Raw genomic sequence first — 17382 nt, 5'->3', positions numbered from 1 at the left:
TAGGAAAATGTTTGACTTTCATTAAGGAGCGTTATATCATAATTAGTATCTATAAAAGGTGAGGACAGCAAAAATGAAAAAAGGGCTACTGATTATTATTAGCGGACCAAGCGGCGTAGGCAAGGGAACGATTCGCGAATACTTTATGAAGGATGAAAGTCTGAATCTTACATATTCTATTTCTATGACCACAAGAGCGCCAAGAGCCGGCGAGGTTAACAACGTTGATTATATTTTTACTGACAAGGCAGAATTTGAGCGTCAGATCAAAGCGGGCAAGCTGTTGGAATGGGCTGAATTTGTCGGCAATTATTATGGCACACCGTTAGAACAGGTTGAAAAGCTGCGCAATGAGGGGAAAAATGTCGTACTTGAAATTGAAGTTCAGGGGGCGACACAGGTACGTGAGAAATGTCCTGACGCAATTACGATCTTTATTATTCCGCCGACGATGGAAGAACTTGAAAAACGCATCCGCGGCCGTAAGAGCGAGCCGGAAGAAGTTATTCAGCAGCGCTTGGCGAAAGCAGCTTTAGAGATGAAGCAGATCTCTGATTATAAGTATGTAGTCTGCAACGACGATCCGGAGCTGGCAGCGGATGTCATCGGGCTGATTGTGAAACGCAACAGTAAATAGGGAATTGACAGGTTATCGAGGGATAGCCTGTTTTTATTTTAAAATAAAGGCTGAAAATACTTGTTATCACATAATTTCACAATGATTTTATTCAACGTTAAGGTGAAAATACTGTATAATGAATTTAGTAGGAGGTAGTTTTATGTCTGAATTAAAAAAGCAAACTTGTTCCCACTGCGGAAGTGAAATTGATGAGTCATGTAATTTCTGTCCCAATTGCGGAGCTAAAATAGTCAGAGCTGAAAAGGATGAAAAGGATGAAATCAGCGCTGTCATGAATGAATTGTTTGAGGATACGCCAATGGCGGAAAAAGAAGAACCGGTAACGATTCCTAAGTTCAGTGAGCCTCAGCGTCAGGCAGGCAAGGAGCCAAAGCCGATTCGTGAACAGGCCAAGCCGTCAAGGCCGCGTCCGGCTGAAAAAGAAAGCCGTCTGCCGGTAATCTTAACGGTGGCGGCGGTAGCGCTTGTTGTTCTGTTAGTTGCCGGCGGCGGGTTTATGATTTATAAGGCGATGCAGTCACCGTCAGATCCGACACCGCCAATTGTCGATAATAACAACAATGGCCAAAACAATCAGAATAACCAAAATAACAGCCAGCAGCCGGATAATCACCAGCCTGAAGATAAACCGATTGCCAGTGATGATGATAAAAAACCATCTAAGGATAAAGATTTGAAAGATGGTGTAATTCTTGATTTTACAGAAGATATGGGGCAGCTTGCGGGTATTGCCTCAATCAGTGAAATCAAGGTTCAGGATATGGATAACGGCAATCTGCGCTTTACGATCAGCTATGAGTCATCATCAGATCTGACAATGATTTTTGCCAACGCGCCGGATGGTCAGATTTTCCGCATCGAGGTCGATGTGACAGGCAGCGGTCAGGGCGCTTACTTTGAAGTAAGCAAGAGTATTTTAAAACCAGACATGGCACTGATGGTCACCTTGTTTGAAAAGGTTGAAGAAAGCAGCATGAGTGACGGTACGCCGATTGGCAGCGGCAGTGCTGTGATCAGTGCTGAAACGATGGCTGAAATCTTAGAATTAGCCGGTGAATAATTAAGTTGAATAAAGAATCTTGCAAGCTGAGATTCTTTTTCTTTTTGATATATAAAAGTTACAAAAAGGATGGGAAATCAATGAAAAATATTGTATGATAGTAATAATATAAAGAGGGTAAATATATGAAGGAAGAGCTTCAGAAAACATTTGATGATTATCTGGATCGTTTTGAGAGCGATGAGAGTGTCTGTGAGGGATTCAAGAAACTGCTGTTGGAACAGATCGGCCTTGGCCCTGTCCTAGAACCAGTTATGCAGCGCTATATTGAAATTGCGGAACGGAAGGCTTACGCTTATGCACTGCCCTTAGGTTATGCGATGATGTTTTATATATACTATGGCCGAAATCTCGATTTGGCGATTCACTATAATGAATTAGCCAGAGAAATGTTTATGCGTCAGCCAGACTATAAGGAACATGACGGCATTTTAACGGTAGCGAATAATGCCTTGCTCGGTCATATTTTTAAAGGGAATTACGGGGCGGCTTACCAGGAAATACTGGCAGCCATGCCAATTGCGGAAAAAGGCGGCCAGATAACCTATTACTCCGCGTTTTTAAATAATGGAGCAATCATTCTGCGGGAATTTGGCTTATATAAAAAAGCGATTCAGCAGGTTGAAGAAACATTGGAAAAAAGAGATTTTATCGGTGACAGTAATTTTTATACCACTGTTTTTTTATTATGCGGCTTATACCTTGCGGTTAAGGATACGGCTAAGGTTAAAAAGCTGCTTGATACATATGTGCCCGAATTACAGAAAACGGGTTATTTTGATGTAAATATTTTTAATTTAGGCTATCTTGACGCGGCCATTCTTGAGGATGATCGCAAGCTGGCTGATGAATTGTATCAAAAGTTTATCACATCTTATGATTTTACTAAGGGCGATGATATGGATAACGGCGAGGTTTATTTTACTTTAGGCCGCTATCATATGTATCGTAAAGAGTATGAGCAGGCATTAAAATATTATAAGCTTCTGCTTGATTATAAAGGCGGCTTTTTTGGTCATAAAAGACAGCTGCTGGAAGAAGCGGCAAAGCTTTATGATTGTTTAGGCGATCAGGATAAAGCTTATTGCTATTTACAGTCAGCTCATGAATTGACTAAGACATTTATTTCCTTTATTGATGATATTTATCACAAGGAGATTGAGGACGTATGGGAACAGAACCGGCGCTTATCGTATGAGGTAATGTATGACCGGCTTTTGGTCATGACTGAATTTGGTAAGGTTGTAACCTCTTGTTTGACCTGGCAGCAGCTGTTAGAGGTGATTACCCTTCATGCCGGCCGCATTTTCTCCTTTGATGAATGGCATTTGTTATTTTATGATGAGCCCTTGCAGCGTTTCGGCAGTTTGGATCATGAAAGCTATGATTTAGCTGATCATCCTTTATTGGCTCTGTGCGTCAGCAAAAACAGCGCGTATAAGCTGGGTAATTGGAATGCGGAAACTGATTTGGCTAAACGCTTGGGGAAGCTGTATGATGAACACAGCCGCTCAATGCTGATTCAGCCGGTCAGCTATCAGGGAGAATTGCTGGCATTATTTTGTATGAAGTCCAATCAGATTGAAAATTACAGCCGTACAGATCAGGGTCTGCTTCAGATTTTCGCAGATTATATCGCGATTGCGATTCACAATGTGAAGCAGTATTCAGCGGCGCTTGAAAAGTCGAGCTATGATTATCTCAGCGGTATTTATAACCGCAGTGCGCTGATGAAATATGGAGAAGGAATGCTTCAGCGCGCGGATCAGGAAAAGCATTCCATCGGAGCATTAATGATTGATATCGATGATTTTAAAAAGATTAATGACAGCTATGGACATATGCAGGGAGATCGGGTTATCTGCGCGGTTACGGATATTTTAAAGCAGCATCAGCAGCAGGGAATCATCGCCCGCTTTGGCGGTGAAGAATTCATTTTGCTGATTGATTCGCTCAGTGAACAGGCATTGTATGAATTAGCTGAACGCATTCGTTATGCTTGTGAAACAAACCGTGTGTCAATGGGTGAGACGGCAATTCATTACACAATCAGCATTGGCTGCTGTTACCGTGAATGCGCGCCGAAATCGCTGCATGAATTATTTGATGAAGCTGATCAGCGGATGTATATTGCCAAAAGAAATGGTAAGAACTGTGTTCAGATGTAATACAGGGTTATGTGAAAAGGAAAGAACTGAAAAGGTCAGGCAGAGCTATGGAAAAGGAACACGGATTTACTGAATATGAAGAATGGGCTGAATATTTTAAAATTTATACAGATCGTATTCTCAGTATTGAAAAGCTGACCTCTTTTTCATCTGCTCACTATCAGAATGGGGCTCACTGGCTGACATTATATAAAAAACGCGCCCTGTGCTTAAGGGAAATGTATCTGGATAATGAAAAATATCTTGAACGCCATCTTTACTGGTTTATTAAAAACCCAGAGCATTGGGAGGCGGATGTCGCGGCTTCCTTGCTTGATTATTTATTTAGAAACAGTATTCGCATAGAAGATATTGAGGCTACTCAGAAAACTGCCGAATCGCTTTATAATTATTATCAGCAGGCAGATAATGAGATTGCGATGATGAAATGTACCTTAATTATCCTCACAAACAGGATTATGCTTGATTTCCCCCATAATAAAGAGCAAATCTTATCGCTTTGTGAATGGGCAATCGATGTTTATGAGCGCAATTATGATCAGTTGAATGCTGTGGAACGCAGTATGGGATTGAGCTTTTATGATTATGAAAGCAATGCCTGCAGCGAATATGTGAATTTTGATCCGATTATAAGTCCGGAAACGTTGATTAAGCTGTATCAGCGGCGGATGCGTCACATTGAACGGTTTATAGCTGAAGAAGATTTGTCGCTGCGTGTTAATCATATTGTGCCTTATCTGCGGGTATGCTGGCAATGCGGTTTTGTCGGTATACCGATTAAAGCTGAGCATACCGCTTTTACGGCTGAACAATTAGCTATGTTTTATGAAGTATGCGGGCAGATGGAAAACGAAACACAGGCTGGTTCTATTCAGGATGTGAAGGTTTGTTTGATCAAGCTGATGCTTACATATCAAGAGCAGGGGCTTGATAAGGATCAGGTTATGGCTGAATTAATAAGACTTCAGAACATGCTGCCTAAACCGACGATGACCTATGATGATGAATTGATGGATGCTTTGCAGATACTTTCCTGTGCCATCCGCATTATTGCGAAAGATGATAAGAAATATCAGGCTGAGGTAAAGGGTATTCTGCAGATATTGCTTGATGCCTATCTTTGTCTGCCTAATGACAATTATATCGAGCATATTACCGATAATGCGATTTTTCTTTATATGTTTCCGCTGCTGAATGTTTTGCCGGCAGATGAGATCTTGCGAATTACTCTTTTTCTTACGATTTTCCGACAGCCTCAGACCGCCGCGCACACGATCATGGTTGGAAAGCTGGCAACTACGATCGTTGCCGCAATGATTGATAAGACACCGGCTTTATTCATGAGGATGAGCTGCTTTTCCTCGATTGCACATGTTCAGGCTAACCGTCAGAAAATTATTGACTATGTAGGTGAAGCTGCATTGCTGCATGATGTCGGAAAAATTTTAAGCAGCAATGTGATCAATATGCAATATCGGCGGCTGATTGATCTTGAATTTGAAGCGATTAAGCTGCATCCGATAAGCAGCGGTGAAATCTTGAAGCAGATTCCAACCATCGCTGATTTCTATGATATCGCCGTCGGTCATCATAAAAGCTATGACGGTCAAAAAGGTTATCCGATTGATTTTGATAATCTGCATTCACCGCAGAAGCTGTTTATTGATCTGATTACAATTTGTGACACATTAGATGCGGCAACCGATAATTTAGGCCGTAATTATGCGCGTACAAAACAATTTAAAGAAGTGCTGGAAGAATTAAACAGTGAAAAGGGAAGCCATTATTCTGATTCAATTGTTGATTTGATCCTGAATGATGATGAATTACAGATTCAATTGGAGGAACTGCTGAACAGCCGTGAGGAAAGCTATCGGCAAGTTTTTGAAATCATTGATTCAGAATTGAGAGAATTTCAAACGAAACAAACGATATAAAAAATAGTTATCTTTTCAGCCGGTTACGTCTTCTCTATAAGCTGAAAACCGCATGGTTATTGGGTTTCTTGTAAAATGAGCATATATGTAAAGTGGCAAAATGGTGCCCAGATGAACAAAAAGAGTTATGGACAGTAACATGAAGTTATGATACGAAATGAGCTGTTTGACATTTCCGCACGCTGATATTAGGATGGAAATGTTTAAGTTGTGTTTGTTTTTGGCGGATAAGATGTACTAAATAAAGGAGATGATGTTGATGAACGGACGTGATGTGAGAGTAGGCGCAAGCCTGTTAGTTGGCGATATGGACAGTATGGTACGGTTCTACAGAGATACATTGGGCTTTCGTACACAATGGGATGGTGGGGATTTCGCAGAGTTTGAAACGGCAAGCGGTGCGCTGTCTTTGTTCATGTACAGTAGGAAACAATTTGTAAAGGCGATTGGAGAGACCTACGTCCCGCCAAAGGGGATTAATCAGACGTTTGAAATAGCCCTTTGGTTGCCTAGCTTTGCTGATGTGGATGCGGAATATGAGCGGCTATCAAAGTTGGACTTGCAATTTCCTACTGGAGCACCCATTACCTATCCTTTCGGCATCCGCAACTTTTATGTTGCCGACTTGGAAGGCAACTTGCTTGAAATCGGTAGTACGAGCGAAACGTAGAGCTACGTCTTAATGGTAAAAGGCGTACTACGCTATAGTTGTTTTCAATCGTGGCAAGCAGTGTTTCGTGGTACACACGAAACGATTTTCCACTTTTTCGTCACCGCGAAAACCAGTAAAATCTTCTTGTTGAGGAGGCAATCCAACAAGCGTTTTGCAGAAGTATATACACTCCTGCCCTGCTTGCCACGATTGTTTTTTTGTGGATTGGTACACCAGTCACGCATGGAAATAGCCCCGGCATGTGACGGCGCCAATCTCATCGGGGAGGTTATGCACAATGATAAAACGCCCATTTCATGAGGGTTTGCGGGGCCTACATATGGAACAATTTGCCACCTTGTGACAACTGAAACAGTTATACAGGCAATAAAAAAACTGAAGCTGAACGCTCATGATTCATGAAGCGATTTCAAATCTTCAATTATTTTTCTATTGATTTAACAGTGCTTCGATGCGCTGGGCAACACCATCATCAAGGTTGCTGGCCGTAATTTCATCAGCAATTGCCAGTGCCTTTTGTGAACCGTTAGCCATGACCACGCCAATGCCGCATTCCTTCAGCATTTCTAAATCATTATCCTCATCACCAAAGGCCATTACATGATCTAATGTGAAGCCATGCAGCCGGGCAATTTGTTCGATACCACGGCTTTTAGAATTACGGGCATCAAATATTTCAAATAAATCCGGCTGTGAATGCACACCCCGCACATTTTCTATATGAATCTGGCTCATGACTTCTTCTACCCGCGCCATCTTTTCCTTTGGACAGGAAATTAAAAGCTTAGGGTGCTCATGACTGAGAATTTCATCAGTAAGCTCACGGCGCGGCAGCCGGTTGTTGCGGCTGAGCCGTTCACTGACAACATCAACCTTTTGTGTATAAATGCCGTCTTGTTCATATAACATGAAGTTAATGCCTTCATTTTCATAATGCTTCATAATTTCAAGCTGATTAGCTGATGAAAGCGGATAATTCAGGCGGCTTTCATTTAAGGTATAATCAATCAGCTGGGCGCCGTTAAAGCCAACGATGCAGTCGATGTCTTCTTCAATACCCCAAATTTTAATCAGCTCGCTGACCGCGTAAGGCGGCCGGCCGGTTGCGATACCAAAATATAGTCCCGCCTGCCGTGCCATTTTGATTGCTTTTTTAGTGCGGTCAGAAACTGAATTAGCACTTGTAAGCAGGGTGCCGTCAAGATCGCACATAATCATTTTAACTGTTTTCATTGCTGCCTCCCAGATAATGCAGGCATTCATAGGCTACACCATCTTCATTATTAGTTTTTGCGGATAAGGTCCGTGCCACGGCCAACGCTTTCTTTGTGCCGTTTTTCATCGTAACACCAATGCCGGCGCTTAACAGCAGCGGTTCATCATTGCCGGAATCGCCAAAGGCAATCACTTCATCAAGCTGAATGCCTGTCTGCCGGCAGATATATTCAACCGCGTTGCGTTTGCTGACGGATTTCTTACAGATTTCCACTGCCATTGGATTGACATAATAAAATGCGTACTGATCAGGATAAACCTTTTCCACAAGCTCAATCAGTTTTTTGATTCGCTTAACCGTACCGATGAAACAGATCTTATAAACATCCTCATTGAGATACTCACGCATGGATTGGACATTGCGGGTTTCTTCAAGCAGATGAACTGTGTAAGTGCCTTTTTGATATCCCAAACGATGCATCAGCTTTAATAATCCCACCGCGCCTTTTAAACCGCCGCCCAGTAAACGATTGATTTTCAGATGATATTGATCGGCGATGCGGACATATTGAATCAGCTTTAATTCATCGGCGATGCTGCACAGCTTCTGACTTTCCTGAGGATTCAATGAATCAAAGGTATGACAGCTGCCATCTGCCATGCGGGTTACCTCATAACCATTGGCACATACCATCCAGCCATTATATTCTTTTAATTTTAACTGCTTTGCATAGCGATCCACTTCACGCTGGAAACGGCCGCTGGCTAAGACGACAATACAGCCCTGCTGCTGATATTCCAGCAAGGTCTTTTCGGTAAACGCGCTGATTTTTTTAGCGTCATTAAGCAGGGTACCGTCAAGATCTGAGACAATCATTTTGATTTTATGCTCCATACTACCTCCATAAATGAAAAAGCTGAAACCAGATTATTTGATTTCTTCGGCCCAGCTTTTTTTCTTTTCTTTTTCTTTGATCTGCACTTTTTTCACAGGGCGGATCGGTTCAAACTGCTCCTGGCGTTCATTGAGGCTGATTGCGGCAGCCGGCTGTTGGGCACGGACATAAGCCATTTCCTCATGTTCGATTATTTCATCATCAGCCAGCAGCGGCCGGCCGTCACGATCGACAAGAACACACAGACCGGCGCCAGAACCTTCATTGTGGAACATATACTGTACATGGGTTTCTACATCTACTAAAAGCTTGGTACAGGCTGACATTCCATCATGATAAATCTCAGTCGTAATAAAACGGTTTTTATTCTTTTTCATGGCACCACGTCCTTTCTCTATTATTATACACAATCCCGCCGAACAATTCTATAACGGAAAGGGAATAATTGCGGCAGAATATTAAAAATTTCAGCCGTTATTAATGCGTGACTAAATGCATTTGAAAAAACGAAGCAGGTTGGCTTGGCTCATGGTATAATAGTAGGGTGAGGTGAAGTGAATGAATCTTGTCTACTGCTATATCGAACATCCTGTATCAGCCATTGATCAGCGGTATACCTATCAGTTTCATGATGAAAAAATTGAACCGGGGATGCGGATTCAGGTTGATTTTGCGCATCGGCTCTGTGTCGCTTTCGTTGATGAGGTTGTTTATAATACGAAGGAAAGCTTTGACTTTGAAATTAAGGATGTTGTCAAGGTATTGGATGCTTCACCAATTCTGAATGCGGAATTAATGGCTTTAGGCAAATGGCTGGCGGAAACGACGGTTTCACCGGTAATCGCCTGTTTTCAAGCGATGCTGCCGGCAAAGCTGAAACCTAAGTCAAGCAAACAGCGCATAAAAATGGAAAAATGGGTGCGTGTTCATCATGTGCCTTTGGTTATGACGCCTAAGCGTCAGGAAGCCTTGTCTGCCTTACAGGCGGTTGGGGAAATGACGCTGACCCTATGGCGCCGTGATTTTAAGAGTGTGGGAAAGGCGCTTGAGGAATGTCAGGCGGTGGAAGTGTTTGAAAAGGAAGCGAAAGCGGCTGAGGAGAAACTGAGTGTCAGTGATTTTGATTTGACTCTAAGTGAGGAGCAAAAGCAGGCCATTGAACAAGTGCTGCATCCGCGTAAGTCAGTGCTTTGTCTGCACGGCGTTACCGGCAGCGGCAAAACAGAGGTTTTTCTGCGCTGTGCCAAAGAGGTTTTAAAGCAGGGCAAGCAAGTGCTGCTGCTCGTACCGGAAATCGCGCTGACACCGATGATGGTGGAGCGGGTACAGAAGCGTTTTGGCAATGATGTGGCAATCTATCATTCCGCATTAAATGATCAGGAAAAATATGAACAGTTTCAAAGTGTGCGCAGGCATGAGAAAAATATTGTGGTCGGTACCCGTTCCGCAATCTTTATGCCTTTTGATCAATTAGGCTTGATCATCCTTGATGAAGAGCATGACAGCAGCTATAAGCAGGACAGTCAGCCGCAGTATCACTGCCGTGATGTAGCGATATGGCGGGGAGCTGTTCATCATGCGACCGTTTTGCTGGCGAGTGCGACGCCATCTTTAGAGACGTATGCGCGTGCCATTAAGGATGTTTATCAGCTGATATCACTGAAAAGCAGGGTAAGTAATAATCTGCCGGATGTGTCGCTGATCAATATGCAGCAGACTGTAAAAAAAGGCGGCTCTTATATATTGAGTCCGCAGCTGATTGATGCGATGCGTTTGAGTCTGGATCGCAATGAACAAGTGATTTTGCTGCTGAACCGGCGCGGTTATCAGCCGACGATTCATTGCAGTGAATGCGGAACAACACTGATGTGTCCGCATTGTGACCGGGCTTTAGTTTACCATAAGGATGATCAAAGCGCTAAATGCCATCTATGCGGTTACAGCATACCGGTACCCAGTGTTTGTCCATCGTGCAAATCACCTTCATTAAAGGGAATGGGGTTTGGAACACAGCGGCTGGCGGAAATGGTCAGCGAGCTGTTCCCGGATAAAAAAATCATTCGCATGGATGCCGACACGACAGCCCGCAAGAATGCGCACCGCGATTTACTGGCACAATTTGGCCGGCATGAAGCGGATATCCTGCTTGGTACGCAGATGATCGCGAAAGGCTTGGATTTTGAAAATGTCACGCTGGTGGGAATCCTCCAAGGTGATGCTATGCTTTATCGCTCTGATTATCGCAGCAGTGAGCTGACCTTTGATCTGCTGTGTCAAGCCAGCGGACGAAGCGGCCGCGGTCAGAAAAAGGGGAAGGTATTGCTTCAGGTTTTTGATGATCAGCACTATGCCGTGCGCTGTGCGCTGACCCATGATTATCTGAAATTTTTTGAACAGGAAATGCGCTACCGCCATTTAGCCGGTTATCCGCCATATACCTATTTGGCATCGATTCTGTATATTCATAAAGATAAGGAATCAGCCAGTGAGGCGGCGTGTGAGGGCATGCGCTGCTTGGCGGAAGAAACATTCAGGCTATTGGGGCCCAGTGAATTAATGAAGGTAAAGGATGAATATCGATTCCGTATTTGTATTAAAAGTAAATCACTGACGCAATTGCAGAAGGCGGTTTATCAGCTTTCACGCAAACATCGCTCATCAAAAAGCAAAGTCAGACTGCAGATCGATATCAATCCGCTGAATATGGATTAGAGGAGAATCTTATGAAAGCAAGAGAAAAAGCATACAATTGTTTATGTGATATTGTTTTAGGCAAGAGTTACAGCAATCTTTATCTGCGTAAAGAAATTAATGATTTCAGCTCAGCGGATAAGGGTTTGATTACCAATATCGTTTATGGTACGATGCAGAATTATCTCTATCTCAGATATCAATGGGAAGCCTATGTGCAAAGCGATATTGCCGCTGATATGGCGCTTTTGATGGATATGAGTATCTATCAGTTCCTGTTTATGGATAAGGTGCCTGAATATGCGGTGGTGAATGAAGCCGTGGAAATTGCGGCTAAGAAGCATAAAGGCAAGTATAAAGCGATGATTAACGCGATGCTGCGGCGCTTTTTAAGAGAGGGTAAACGTCCGATCCTTGGTGATGCGCTCTTTCAGCTGTCTATCAAAACATCGCATCCTTTATGGGTAGTCAAGATGTGGGAAAAACAATATGGATATGAAATTGCTGAGCGGATCTGTCTTGATGATCAGGGAGCACCGGCGTTAGCGGCCCGGGTGAATACATGTGTTACCAGCCGTGATGAAATCATTGCCGCCAATCCTGATTTTGAAAAGGGCTGTTTGAGTGAAGACGCGCTGATTTATCATGGCGGCAATATTGCCGATACAAAGGAATATCTGACCGGCAGAGTATCGATTCAGGATGAGGCAAGCCAGTGTGTCGCCTTATTAGTTGATCCTCAGCCCGATGAGAGTATTTTGGATATGTGCGCGGCGCCGGGAACGAAAACATGCCACATGGCCCAGCTGATGAAAAACGAGGGAGAAATCATCGCCTTGGATATTCATGAACATCGTGTTGAATTGATTAGTAATGCGGCGGCCAGACTTGGCTTAAGCATCATTCAGCCATGGTGCTTTGATGCCTGTGAAATCAATCATGAATATGATGAGGAAAGCTTTGATCGGGTATTGGTCGACGCGCCATGCTCGGGCTATGGTGTAATGAAGCGCAAAAATGATATCAAAGTACATATGCAGCCAGAAGACATGGATACTTTACTGCCGCTTCAGGCAAAGCTTTTAGATACCGCATTTAAAATGGTAAAACCGGGCGGCGTTCTTGTCTATTCAACATGTACGTTGAATAAAAAAGAAAATGAAAAGCAAATTGAGAAATTTCTGGGACTGCATGATAATGCGCAGCTGATTTCTCAGCGAACCATTTTCCCTTATGAATACAATACCGATGGCTTTTATATGGCCAAGCTGGTAAAAGCTGAAAAGGCATAATCATCAAATGATACAGACATGTGCAAACAGTCTGTATTTTTTTTGTAATTTCGTGCTTGACTTTACACTTAGCAAGCGGTACTATAAAGATGTAATAAGCAAAAGATTAGAATACTAAACAAATGATTATGGAAAGGAGGCAGTTATGATTACTGATCGAGAACGTCAAATTCTGCATTGGATCGAGGAAAATCCCTTGATCTCCCAACAGGAACTAGCAGATCTGGCAGGTATTACCCGCTCATCAGCAGCTGTGCATATCTCCAATCTGACTAAAAAGGGATTGATTCAGGGTAAGGGTTATATCTTACAGAAAAAGCCATATATCGTGGTGATTGGCGGTGTGAACATGGATATCTGCGGACGTCCGTATCAGCCATTGGTCATGCGTGATTCCAATCCCGGCACCACCTTTTTATCGGCGGGCGGCGTTGGCCGTAATATCGCGCATAATTTGGCGCTGTTAGATGAAGATGTGAAATTGATTACGGCTTTTGGCAGTGATGGCTATGCGTCACAGCTCAGTGAAGAATGCCATCGCATCGGCATTGATACATCCCAGTCCTTTACGATTCCCAACGGTGTGACATCGACTTATTTATTCATTACTGATGAGCATGGCGATATGGAATTAGCGGTGTCGGATATGGGGATTTATGAGCATTTAACACCTGAACTGATGGCAACCCGCATCGATTTTATCAATCGTGCAAGTCTTTGTATCTGTGATACCAATCTACCGCAGAATACCTTAGAATATCTTGCCGCGCATTGCCAGTGTCCGTTATTTGCTGATACGGTATCAACGACTAAGGCGAAAAAGCTGAAAGGCTTGTTAGGTAAGATTCACACATTGAAACCAAACCTTATTGAAGCGGAGGAGCTGACAGGCATTAAAATCGCTGATGAAAATTCCCTGCGCGCAGCGGCGGAGTGTTTTCTGAAACAGGGCATGCAGCAGGTTTTTATATCTTTAGGAGAAGAGGGTGTTTATGCGGCAAATAACCATGAGCATCTGCATCTGCCAAGCTTTCCATGTGAAATTGTCAATACGACAGGCGCCGGTGACAGCTTTGTCGCAGCTCTTGCCTGGGCATGGCGTCAGCAGCTTCCACTGCGCGATATTGCCAGAGCCGGTATGGCGGCAGCCAGCATTTGTATCGCCAGTGAATCAACCATCAGTCCGCATATCAGCTGTGAACATATACTTGAAATCCTGGATCAGCATCCAGTAAAATAGGAGGAAAAACATGAACACAAGTAACTTAAGAAAGTATTTAGACGTATCTGAAGAAGTACAGAAGGCATTAGCCGAGGGACGTCCGGTTGTAGCACTGGAATCAACGATTATCTCTCATGGCATGCCATATCCGCAGAATGTGGAAACCGCCTTAAATGTGGAAAAGGTCGTACGTGACAATGGTGCTGTACCGGCTACGATTGCCATTATCGGCGGTAAGCTGAAGGTAGGTATTTCAAAGGAAGAAATTGATCATTTAGGCCGTAAAGGACTGAATGTCATCAAAGCCAGCCGCCGTGATATTCCAGTGTTGGCTGCTAAGGGAGAAGATGGCGCGACAACCGTAGCGGCAACCATGATTCTTGCCAATCTTGCCGGTGTTAAAATCTTTGCGACCGGCGGTGTCGGCGGTGTTCACCGCGGAGCTGAAACTACGATGGATATTTCCGCTGACCTTGAGGAATTAGCTGAAACACCGGTGATGGTTGTCTGCGCAGGCGCTAAATCCATTCTTGATCTTGGTTTAACGCTTGAATATCTGGAAACCAAGGGGGTTACGGTATTTGGTTATCAGAGTGAAGAATTACCAGCCTTCTATACCCGCAAAAGCGGCTTTAAAGTAGACTACCGCATGGATACACCAAAGGAATTAGCTGATGTCTACAAGGCTAAAGAGGATTTAGGATTACGCGGCGGAATGCTGGTAACTAATCCAATCCCTGAAGAATATTCAATGGATCCGGATATGATTAATAAATCCATTGATGAAGCAATTGAAGAAGCTAACCGTTTAGGCATTAAAGGCAAGGATACCACGCCGTATTTATTGGATAAGATTCAAAAGATTACCGGCGGATCAAGTCTGGCTGCAAATATTCAGCTGGTTTATAATAACGCTAAGCTGGCATCACAGATTGCCTGTGAGTTAAGTAAGTTGAAATAAATAGTTGTGAAGTGAACTCATTAAATATGGGTTCGCTTTTTATGTGGTATAGGCAAACTCAACCTTAGGTTTGGTGTGTTTTATGAGAAATTGCTCAATAATTTATTTAGGAGGAATAGTAATGGTAAGAAAGCATGAGAAAACTGATTGATGCCAATGATATTTTAAGGTATCAGAATGTGACTGTTGGAGAAGTTCAGTCTGTTTGATGATAAGTATCATGTGCAATATAGAGTGACGAACCCTATGGATTTTCATGAAGGAATGGTAGATTAGTGGGAATGATACCTGTTTCAGAAAAAAAGTTCTTTCTTTTTCTTTATATATGAGTATAATTGAAACAAAGAAATGGGGTAGTTTATGAAACATAAGGGCGTCTTTTTTGAAGCGGTTGAAACCACAATTCCGGTCATGCTTGGCTATTTATTTGTCGGCATTGCTTTTGGTATGCTGTTTCAGGAAAAAGGATATAATTTTTTATGGGCGGCAGCCATGTCGGTATTTGTTTATGCCGGCAGTATGCAGTTTATCGGTATTAATTTTTTTGTGCCGGGAGTCAGTCTTGTGGAAGTAGCTTTGATGACCTTGCTGGTGAATGTACGGCATATATTTTATGGCTTAAGCATGATTGAGCCATTTTCGCATATGGGGCGCAAAAAGCCATATATGATTTTTTCTTTGACCGATGAAACTTATTCTTTGCTGGTCAATATCAAGAATGAGGAAGGTCACGCCGACAAGCTGATGTTTCTGATTTCATTTTTAGATCAATGCTACTGGATCATCGGCTCAATACTAGGTTCACTGATTGGCAGTATGCTGCCTTTTGATACAACAGGCATTGATTTTGCGCTGATTGCTTTGTTTGTGGTGATCTTTACGGAACAATGGCTAAGCTGTTCTGATCACCGCCCAGCATTGTGCGGAACCGCCTGCGGCTTGCTTTCACTAGTCGTATTTGGTGCTGAGAATATGGTTATTCCTTCAATGATTTTGATTGTGCTTGTGTTAATGGCAATGAAGAAGAAAGCGGGTGATGCTTCATGATTTCAACAGCAACGTCTATCTTAATTATTGCCATTATGGCGGGTGTTACCTTTTTAACCCGTGTCATTCCCTTTATCTTATGGGGAAATAAAAATGAGCTGCCATCGCTGATCCGCTATCTGGGAAATGTTTTGCCTTATGCGATGATGGGCCTATTAGTCATTTATTGTCTGCGCAATACAGCTGTGCTGTCAGCCCCTTATGGCATCCCTGAATTAATAGCGGTCAGTGCCGTAGTTGGACTGCATTGCTGGAAACGCAACAATTTAATCAGTATCTTAGGCGGCACGGCATTATATATGCTTCTGGTGCAGGTGATCTTTAAATAATTGATATAAATAAAACCCTCGATTGAGGGTTTTATTTACTAAAAAGGAAGTGACAGATAGGATAATAACAAGACAATGGCCGGCGGTATCGCTAAAAGTAAGAAAAGGTTTGTCGTGGCAAAACGGTTTTCATTTTTAGATGTGTTTAAATTAGCCCGCATACGATCCCCTGAGGTTAATAACCCACTGCTTAATACAGCGATAATTAATAACGCTGCTGTAATGATCAGTAAGATATTTTTAAAATTATAAACATTCAATAGCTGAAGGATGTAAATGACAATAAAAATCAGAGTATAAATGAGATAGACAATTTTCTTGTTCATATCAAATGCTCCTTTCCCAAGATTAAATGAATGTCTTCTATGGTTATATATATTATACCATAAGCATCTTACTGATTGAATTTAAAGGTAAAATTTAAGTAATCTTTAGAAATCTTTAAGCTTATCACCGTTAGGTTTTAAGAATGATTTGTTATTCTTAGAGCATGAAATGAGGGATAAGCGATGAAGCAAGTGGATCGTAATATTTTTAAAGGAATATGTGCTGTAATAGCTGGTGGTTTAATCTTATTGGGACTGATTTATTATGGCAAAGACCTGTTTAATCTATTAAGCAATATGGATCAGATGAAGGCCTTCCTTGAACAATTTGGTGCCAGCAGCATGCTGGTGGGTATATTGCTTTATGCCGCTCAAATTCTGATAGCCATTTTGCCGGGTGAAATTATTGAGGTATTGTTCGGTGTCCTTTATGGAAGTATCGGCGGTATGGCCTTCTGTTTAGTAGGCAATCTGATTGGTTCGACATTAATCTTCCTGTTAACTAAACGTTATGGCAAAAAATTTGTTCAGCGGTTTATTTCCGAAGAAAAAATGGATAAGATCAGTTTCTTTAAGGATGAGAGCCGGCTGAACGCCGTTACCTTTATCCTGTTTCTGATTCCGGGAACACCAAAGGATATCTTTACCTATTTGTTAGGTTTAACGAATATGAAGCTGTCAACCTTCCTGCTGATTTCAAGCATTGCCCGCATTCCTTCCATTTATTCATCAACCTTGGTCGGTGCTAATCTGGGCAGCAATATGCTTGCTCAGGCAATCTTGATTTATGCGATTACTGGCATCTTCTCCTTAGGCGGCTATCTGTTTTACCGTTTTGTATTTCAGAAAAAAGCGGCGGGAGCGCAAACCAGCGGTATCTAAACAATTGAATCGAGTACATAAAACATCTGCAGGTTCTTGATCT

Annotated in this window: 16 protein-coding genes; 12 read left to right on the top strand and 4 right to left on the bottom strand. The window is 42.6% G+C overall.

Features of this window, described 5'->3' with window-relative positions; all coding sequences use genetic code 11:
• Window positions 1-73 precede the first annotated feature (73 nt).
• The 5 genes from gmk to DAHG_RS10125 all read left to right on the top strand — a co-directional run bounded on the left by gmk (window position 74) and on the right by DAHG_RS10125 (window position 6475).
• Window positions 74-637: a guanylate kinase gene (gmk, locus tag DAHG_RS10145; protein WP_022938239.1), complete on the top strand. Its 564-nt coding sequence runs from the start codon at window positions 74-76 to the stop codon at window positions 635-637.
• Window positions 638-779: 142 nt separating this feature from the next.
• Window positions 780-1700, top strand: coding sequence for a zinc ribbon domain-containing protein (locus DAHG_RS10140; protein ID WP_022938238.1), 921 nt, complete (start codon window positions 780-782; stop codon window positions 1698-1700).
• A 125-nt stretch (window positions 1701-1825) separates the two neighbouring features.
• Window positions 1826-3868, top strand: coding sequence for a sensor domain-containing diguanylate cyclase (locus DAHG_RS10135; protein WP_022938237.1), 2043 nt, complete (start codon window positions 1826-1828; stop codon window positions 3866-3868).
• Between the two features lie 47 nt (window positions 3869-3915).
• Window positions 3916-5805, top strand: coding sequence for an HD-GYP domain-containing protein (locus tag DAHG_RS10130; RefSeq protein WP_022938236.1), 1890 nt, complete (start codon window positions 3916-3918; stop codon window positions 5803-5805).
• Window positions 5806-6064: 259 nt separating this feature from the next.
• The gene (locus DAHG_RS10125; RefSeq protein ID WP_022938235.1) at window positions 6065-6475 is read left to right on the top strand and encodes a VOC family protein; all 411 of its coding nucleotides are present in this window, start codon (window positions 6065-6067) and stop codon (window positions 6473-6475) included.
• Window positions 6476-6907: 432 nt separating this feature from the next.
• Here DAHG_RS10125 and DAHG_RS10120 read toward each other — a convergent pair whose 3' ends face one another.
• The 3 genes from DAHG_RS10120 to DAHG_RS21590 are packed head-to-tail and all read right to left on the bottom strand — an operon-like array spanning window position 6908 to window position 8966.
• Window positions 6908-7711: a Cof-type HAD-IIB family hydrolase gene (locus tag DAHG_RS10120; RefSeq protein ID WP_022938234.1), complete on the bottom strand. Its 804-nt coding sequence runs from the start codon at window positions 7709-7711 to the stop codon at window positions 6908-6910.
• On the bottom strand, window positions 7698-8588 hold the full coding sequence (locus DAHG_RS10115) for an HAD family hydrolase (protein ID WP_022938233.1): 891 nt from the start codon (window positions 8586-8588) through the stop codon (window positions 7698-7700). The genes DAHG_RS10120 and DAHG_RS10115 overlap by 14 nt, the downstream gene beginning before the upstream one ends.
• Window positions 8589-8621: 33 nt before the next feature.
• Window positions 8622-8966, bottom strand: a complete 345-nt coding sequence (locus DAHG_RS21590; RefSeq protein ID WP_022938232.1) for a DUF6440 family protein — start codon at window positions 8964-8966, stop codon at window positions 8622-8624.
• 181 nt (window positions 8967-9147) lie between these two features.
• On the opposite strand from DAHG_RS21590, the gene priA reads away from it, so the two are divergent.
• The 6 genes from priA to DAHG_RS10080 all read left to right on the top strand — a co-directional run bounded on the left by priA (window position 9148) and on the right by DAHG_RS10080 (window position 16131).
• On the top strand, window positions 9148-11301 hold the full coding sequence (gene priA, locus DAHG_RS10105) for a replication restart helicase PriA (protein WP_022938231.1): 2154 nt from the start codon (window positions 9148-9150) through the stop codon (window positions 11299-11301).
• Between the two features lie 11 nt (window positions 11302-11312).
• On the top strand, window positions 11313-12572 hold the full coding sequence (gene rsmB, locus DAHG_RS10100; RefSeq protein WP_022938230.1) for a 16S rRNA (cytosine(967)-C(5))-methyltransferase RsmB: 1260 nt from the start codon (window positions 11313-11315) through the stop codon (window positions 12570-12572).
• Between the two features lie 145 nt (window positions 12573-12717).
• Window positions 12718-13812 carry a PfkB family carbohydrate kinase gene (locus tag DAHG_RS10095; protein WP_022938229.1) on the top strand — a complete coding sequence of 365 codons (1095 nt, stop codon included), beginning with the start codon at window positions 12718-12720 and terminating at the stop codon, window positions 13810-13812.
• 10 nt (window positions 13813-13822) lie between these two features.
• A complete protein-coding gene (locus DAHG_RS10090; protein WP_022938228.1) occupies window positions 13823-14755 on the top strand; it encodes a pseudouridine-5'-phosphate glycosidase in 933 nt (310 codons plus the stop codon).
• A gap of 360 nt (window positions 14756-15115) precedes the next feature.
• Entirely contained in the window at window positions 15116-15802 is a 687-nt protein-coding gene (locus DAHG_RS10085; RefSeq protein ID WP_022938227.1) for an AzlC family ABC transporter permease, read from the top strand.
• A complete protein-coding gene (locus DAHG_RS10080; protein ID WP_022938226.1) occupies window positions 15799-16131 on the top strand; it encodes a branched-chain amino acid transporter permease in 333 nt (110 codons plus the stop codon). Before DAHG_RS10085 ends, DAHG_RS10080 begins: the two co-directional genes overlap by 4 nt.
• Before the next feature lie 38 nt (window positions 16132-16169).
• On the opposite strand, the gene DAHG_RS10075 is transcribed toward DAHG_RS10080, so the two are convergent.
• Window positions 16170-16457, bottom strand: coding sequence for a DUF5316 family protein (locus DAHG_RS10075; RefSeq protein WP_022938225.1), 288 nt, complete (start codon window positions 16455-16457; stop codon window positions 16170-16172).
• A 183-nt stretch (window positions 16458-16640) separates the two neighbouring features.
• Here DAHG_RS10075 and DAHG_RS10070 point away from each other — a divergent pair, with 183 nt between their 5' ends.
• Window positions 16641-17339 (top strand): TVP38/TMEM64 family protein, encoded by a 699-nt coding sequence (locus tag DAHG_RS10070; protein WP_022938224.1) that lies wholly within the window; start codon window positions 16641-16643, stop codon window positions 17337-17339.
• Window positions 17340-17382: the final 43 nt, after the last annotated feature.

Origin of the sequence: Dielma fastidiosa (assembly GCF_000313565.1) — a bacterium.
Taxonomy (GTDB): Bacteria; Bacillota_I; Bacilli_A; order Erysipelotrichales; family Erysipelotrichaceae; genus Dielma; species Dielma fastidiosa.
The sequence above is the reverse complement of the archived record's forward strand: the minus strand, read 5'-3'. Positions and strand labels throughout refer to the sequence as shown.

Bases quoted from the DNA above. Each gene is read 5' to 3' on its own strand.
- DAHG_RS10125 (WP_022938235.1), top strand. From the start codon at position 6,065: ATGAACGGACGTGATGTGAGAGTAGGCGCAAGCCTGTTAGTTGGCGAT.
- DAHG_RS10070 (WP_022938224.1), top strand. From the start codon at position 16,641: ATGAAGCAAGTGGATCGTAATATTTTTAAAGGAATATGTGCTGTAATA.
- DAHG_RS21590 (WP_022938232.1), bottom strand. From the start codon at position 8,966: ATGAAAAAGAATAAAAACCGTTTTATTACGACTGAGATTTATCATGAT.
- DAHG_RS10090 (WP_022938228.1), top strand. From the start codon at position 13,823: ATGAACACAAGTAACTTAAGAAAGTATTTAGACGTATCTGAAGAAGTA.
- DAHG_RS10085 (WP_022938227.1), top strand. From the start codon at position 15,116: ATGAAACATAAGGGCGTCTTTTTTGAAGCGGTTGAAACCACAATTCCG.
- rsmB (WP_022938230.1), top strand. From the start codon at position 11,313: ATGAAAGCAAGAGAAAAAGCATACAATTGTTTATGTGATATTGTTTTA.
- DAHG_RS10115 (WP_022938233.1), bottom strand. From the start codon at position 8,588: ATGGAGCATAAAATCAAAATGATTGTCTCAGATCTTGACGGTACCCTG.
- DAHG_RS10135 (WP_022938237.1), top strand. From the start codon at position 1,826: ATGAAGGAAGAGCTTCAGAAAACATTTGATGATTATCTGGATCGTTTT.
- DAHG_RS10120 (WP_022938234.1), bottom strand. From the start codon at position 7,711: ATGAAAACAGTTAAAATGATTATGTGCGATCTTGACGGCACCCTGCTT.
- priA (WP_022938231.1), top strand. From the start codon at position 9,148: ATGAATCTTGTCTACTGCTATATCGAACATCCTGTATCAGCCATTGAT.
- DAHG_RS10140 (WP_022938238.1), top strand. From the start codon at position 780: ATGTCTGAATTAAAAAAGCAAACTTGTTCCCACTGCGGAAGTGAAATT.
- DAHG_RS10095 (WP_022938229.1), top strand. From the start codon at position 12,718: ATGATTACTGATCGAGAACGTCAAATTCTGCATTGGATCGAGGAAAAT.
- DAHG_RS10130 (WP_022938236.1), top strand. From the start codon at position 3,916: ATGGAAAAGGAACACGGATTTACTGAATATGAAGAATGGGCTGAATAT.
- DAHG_RS10080 (WP_022938226.1), top strand. From the start codon at position 15,799: ATGATTTCAACAGCAACGTCTATCTTAATTATTGCCATTATGGCGGGT.
- gmk (WP_022938239.1), top strand. From the start codon at position 74: ATGAAAAAAGGGCTACTGATTATTATTAGCGGACCAAGCGGCGTAGGC.
- DAHG_RS10075 (WP_022938225.1), bottom strand. From the start codon at position 16,457: ATGAACAAGAAAATTGTCTATCTCATTTATACTCTGATTTTTATTGTC.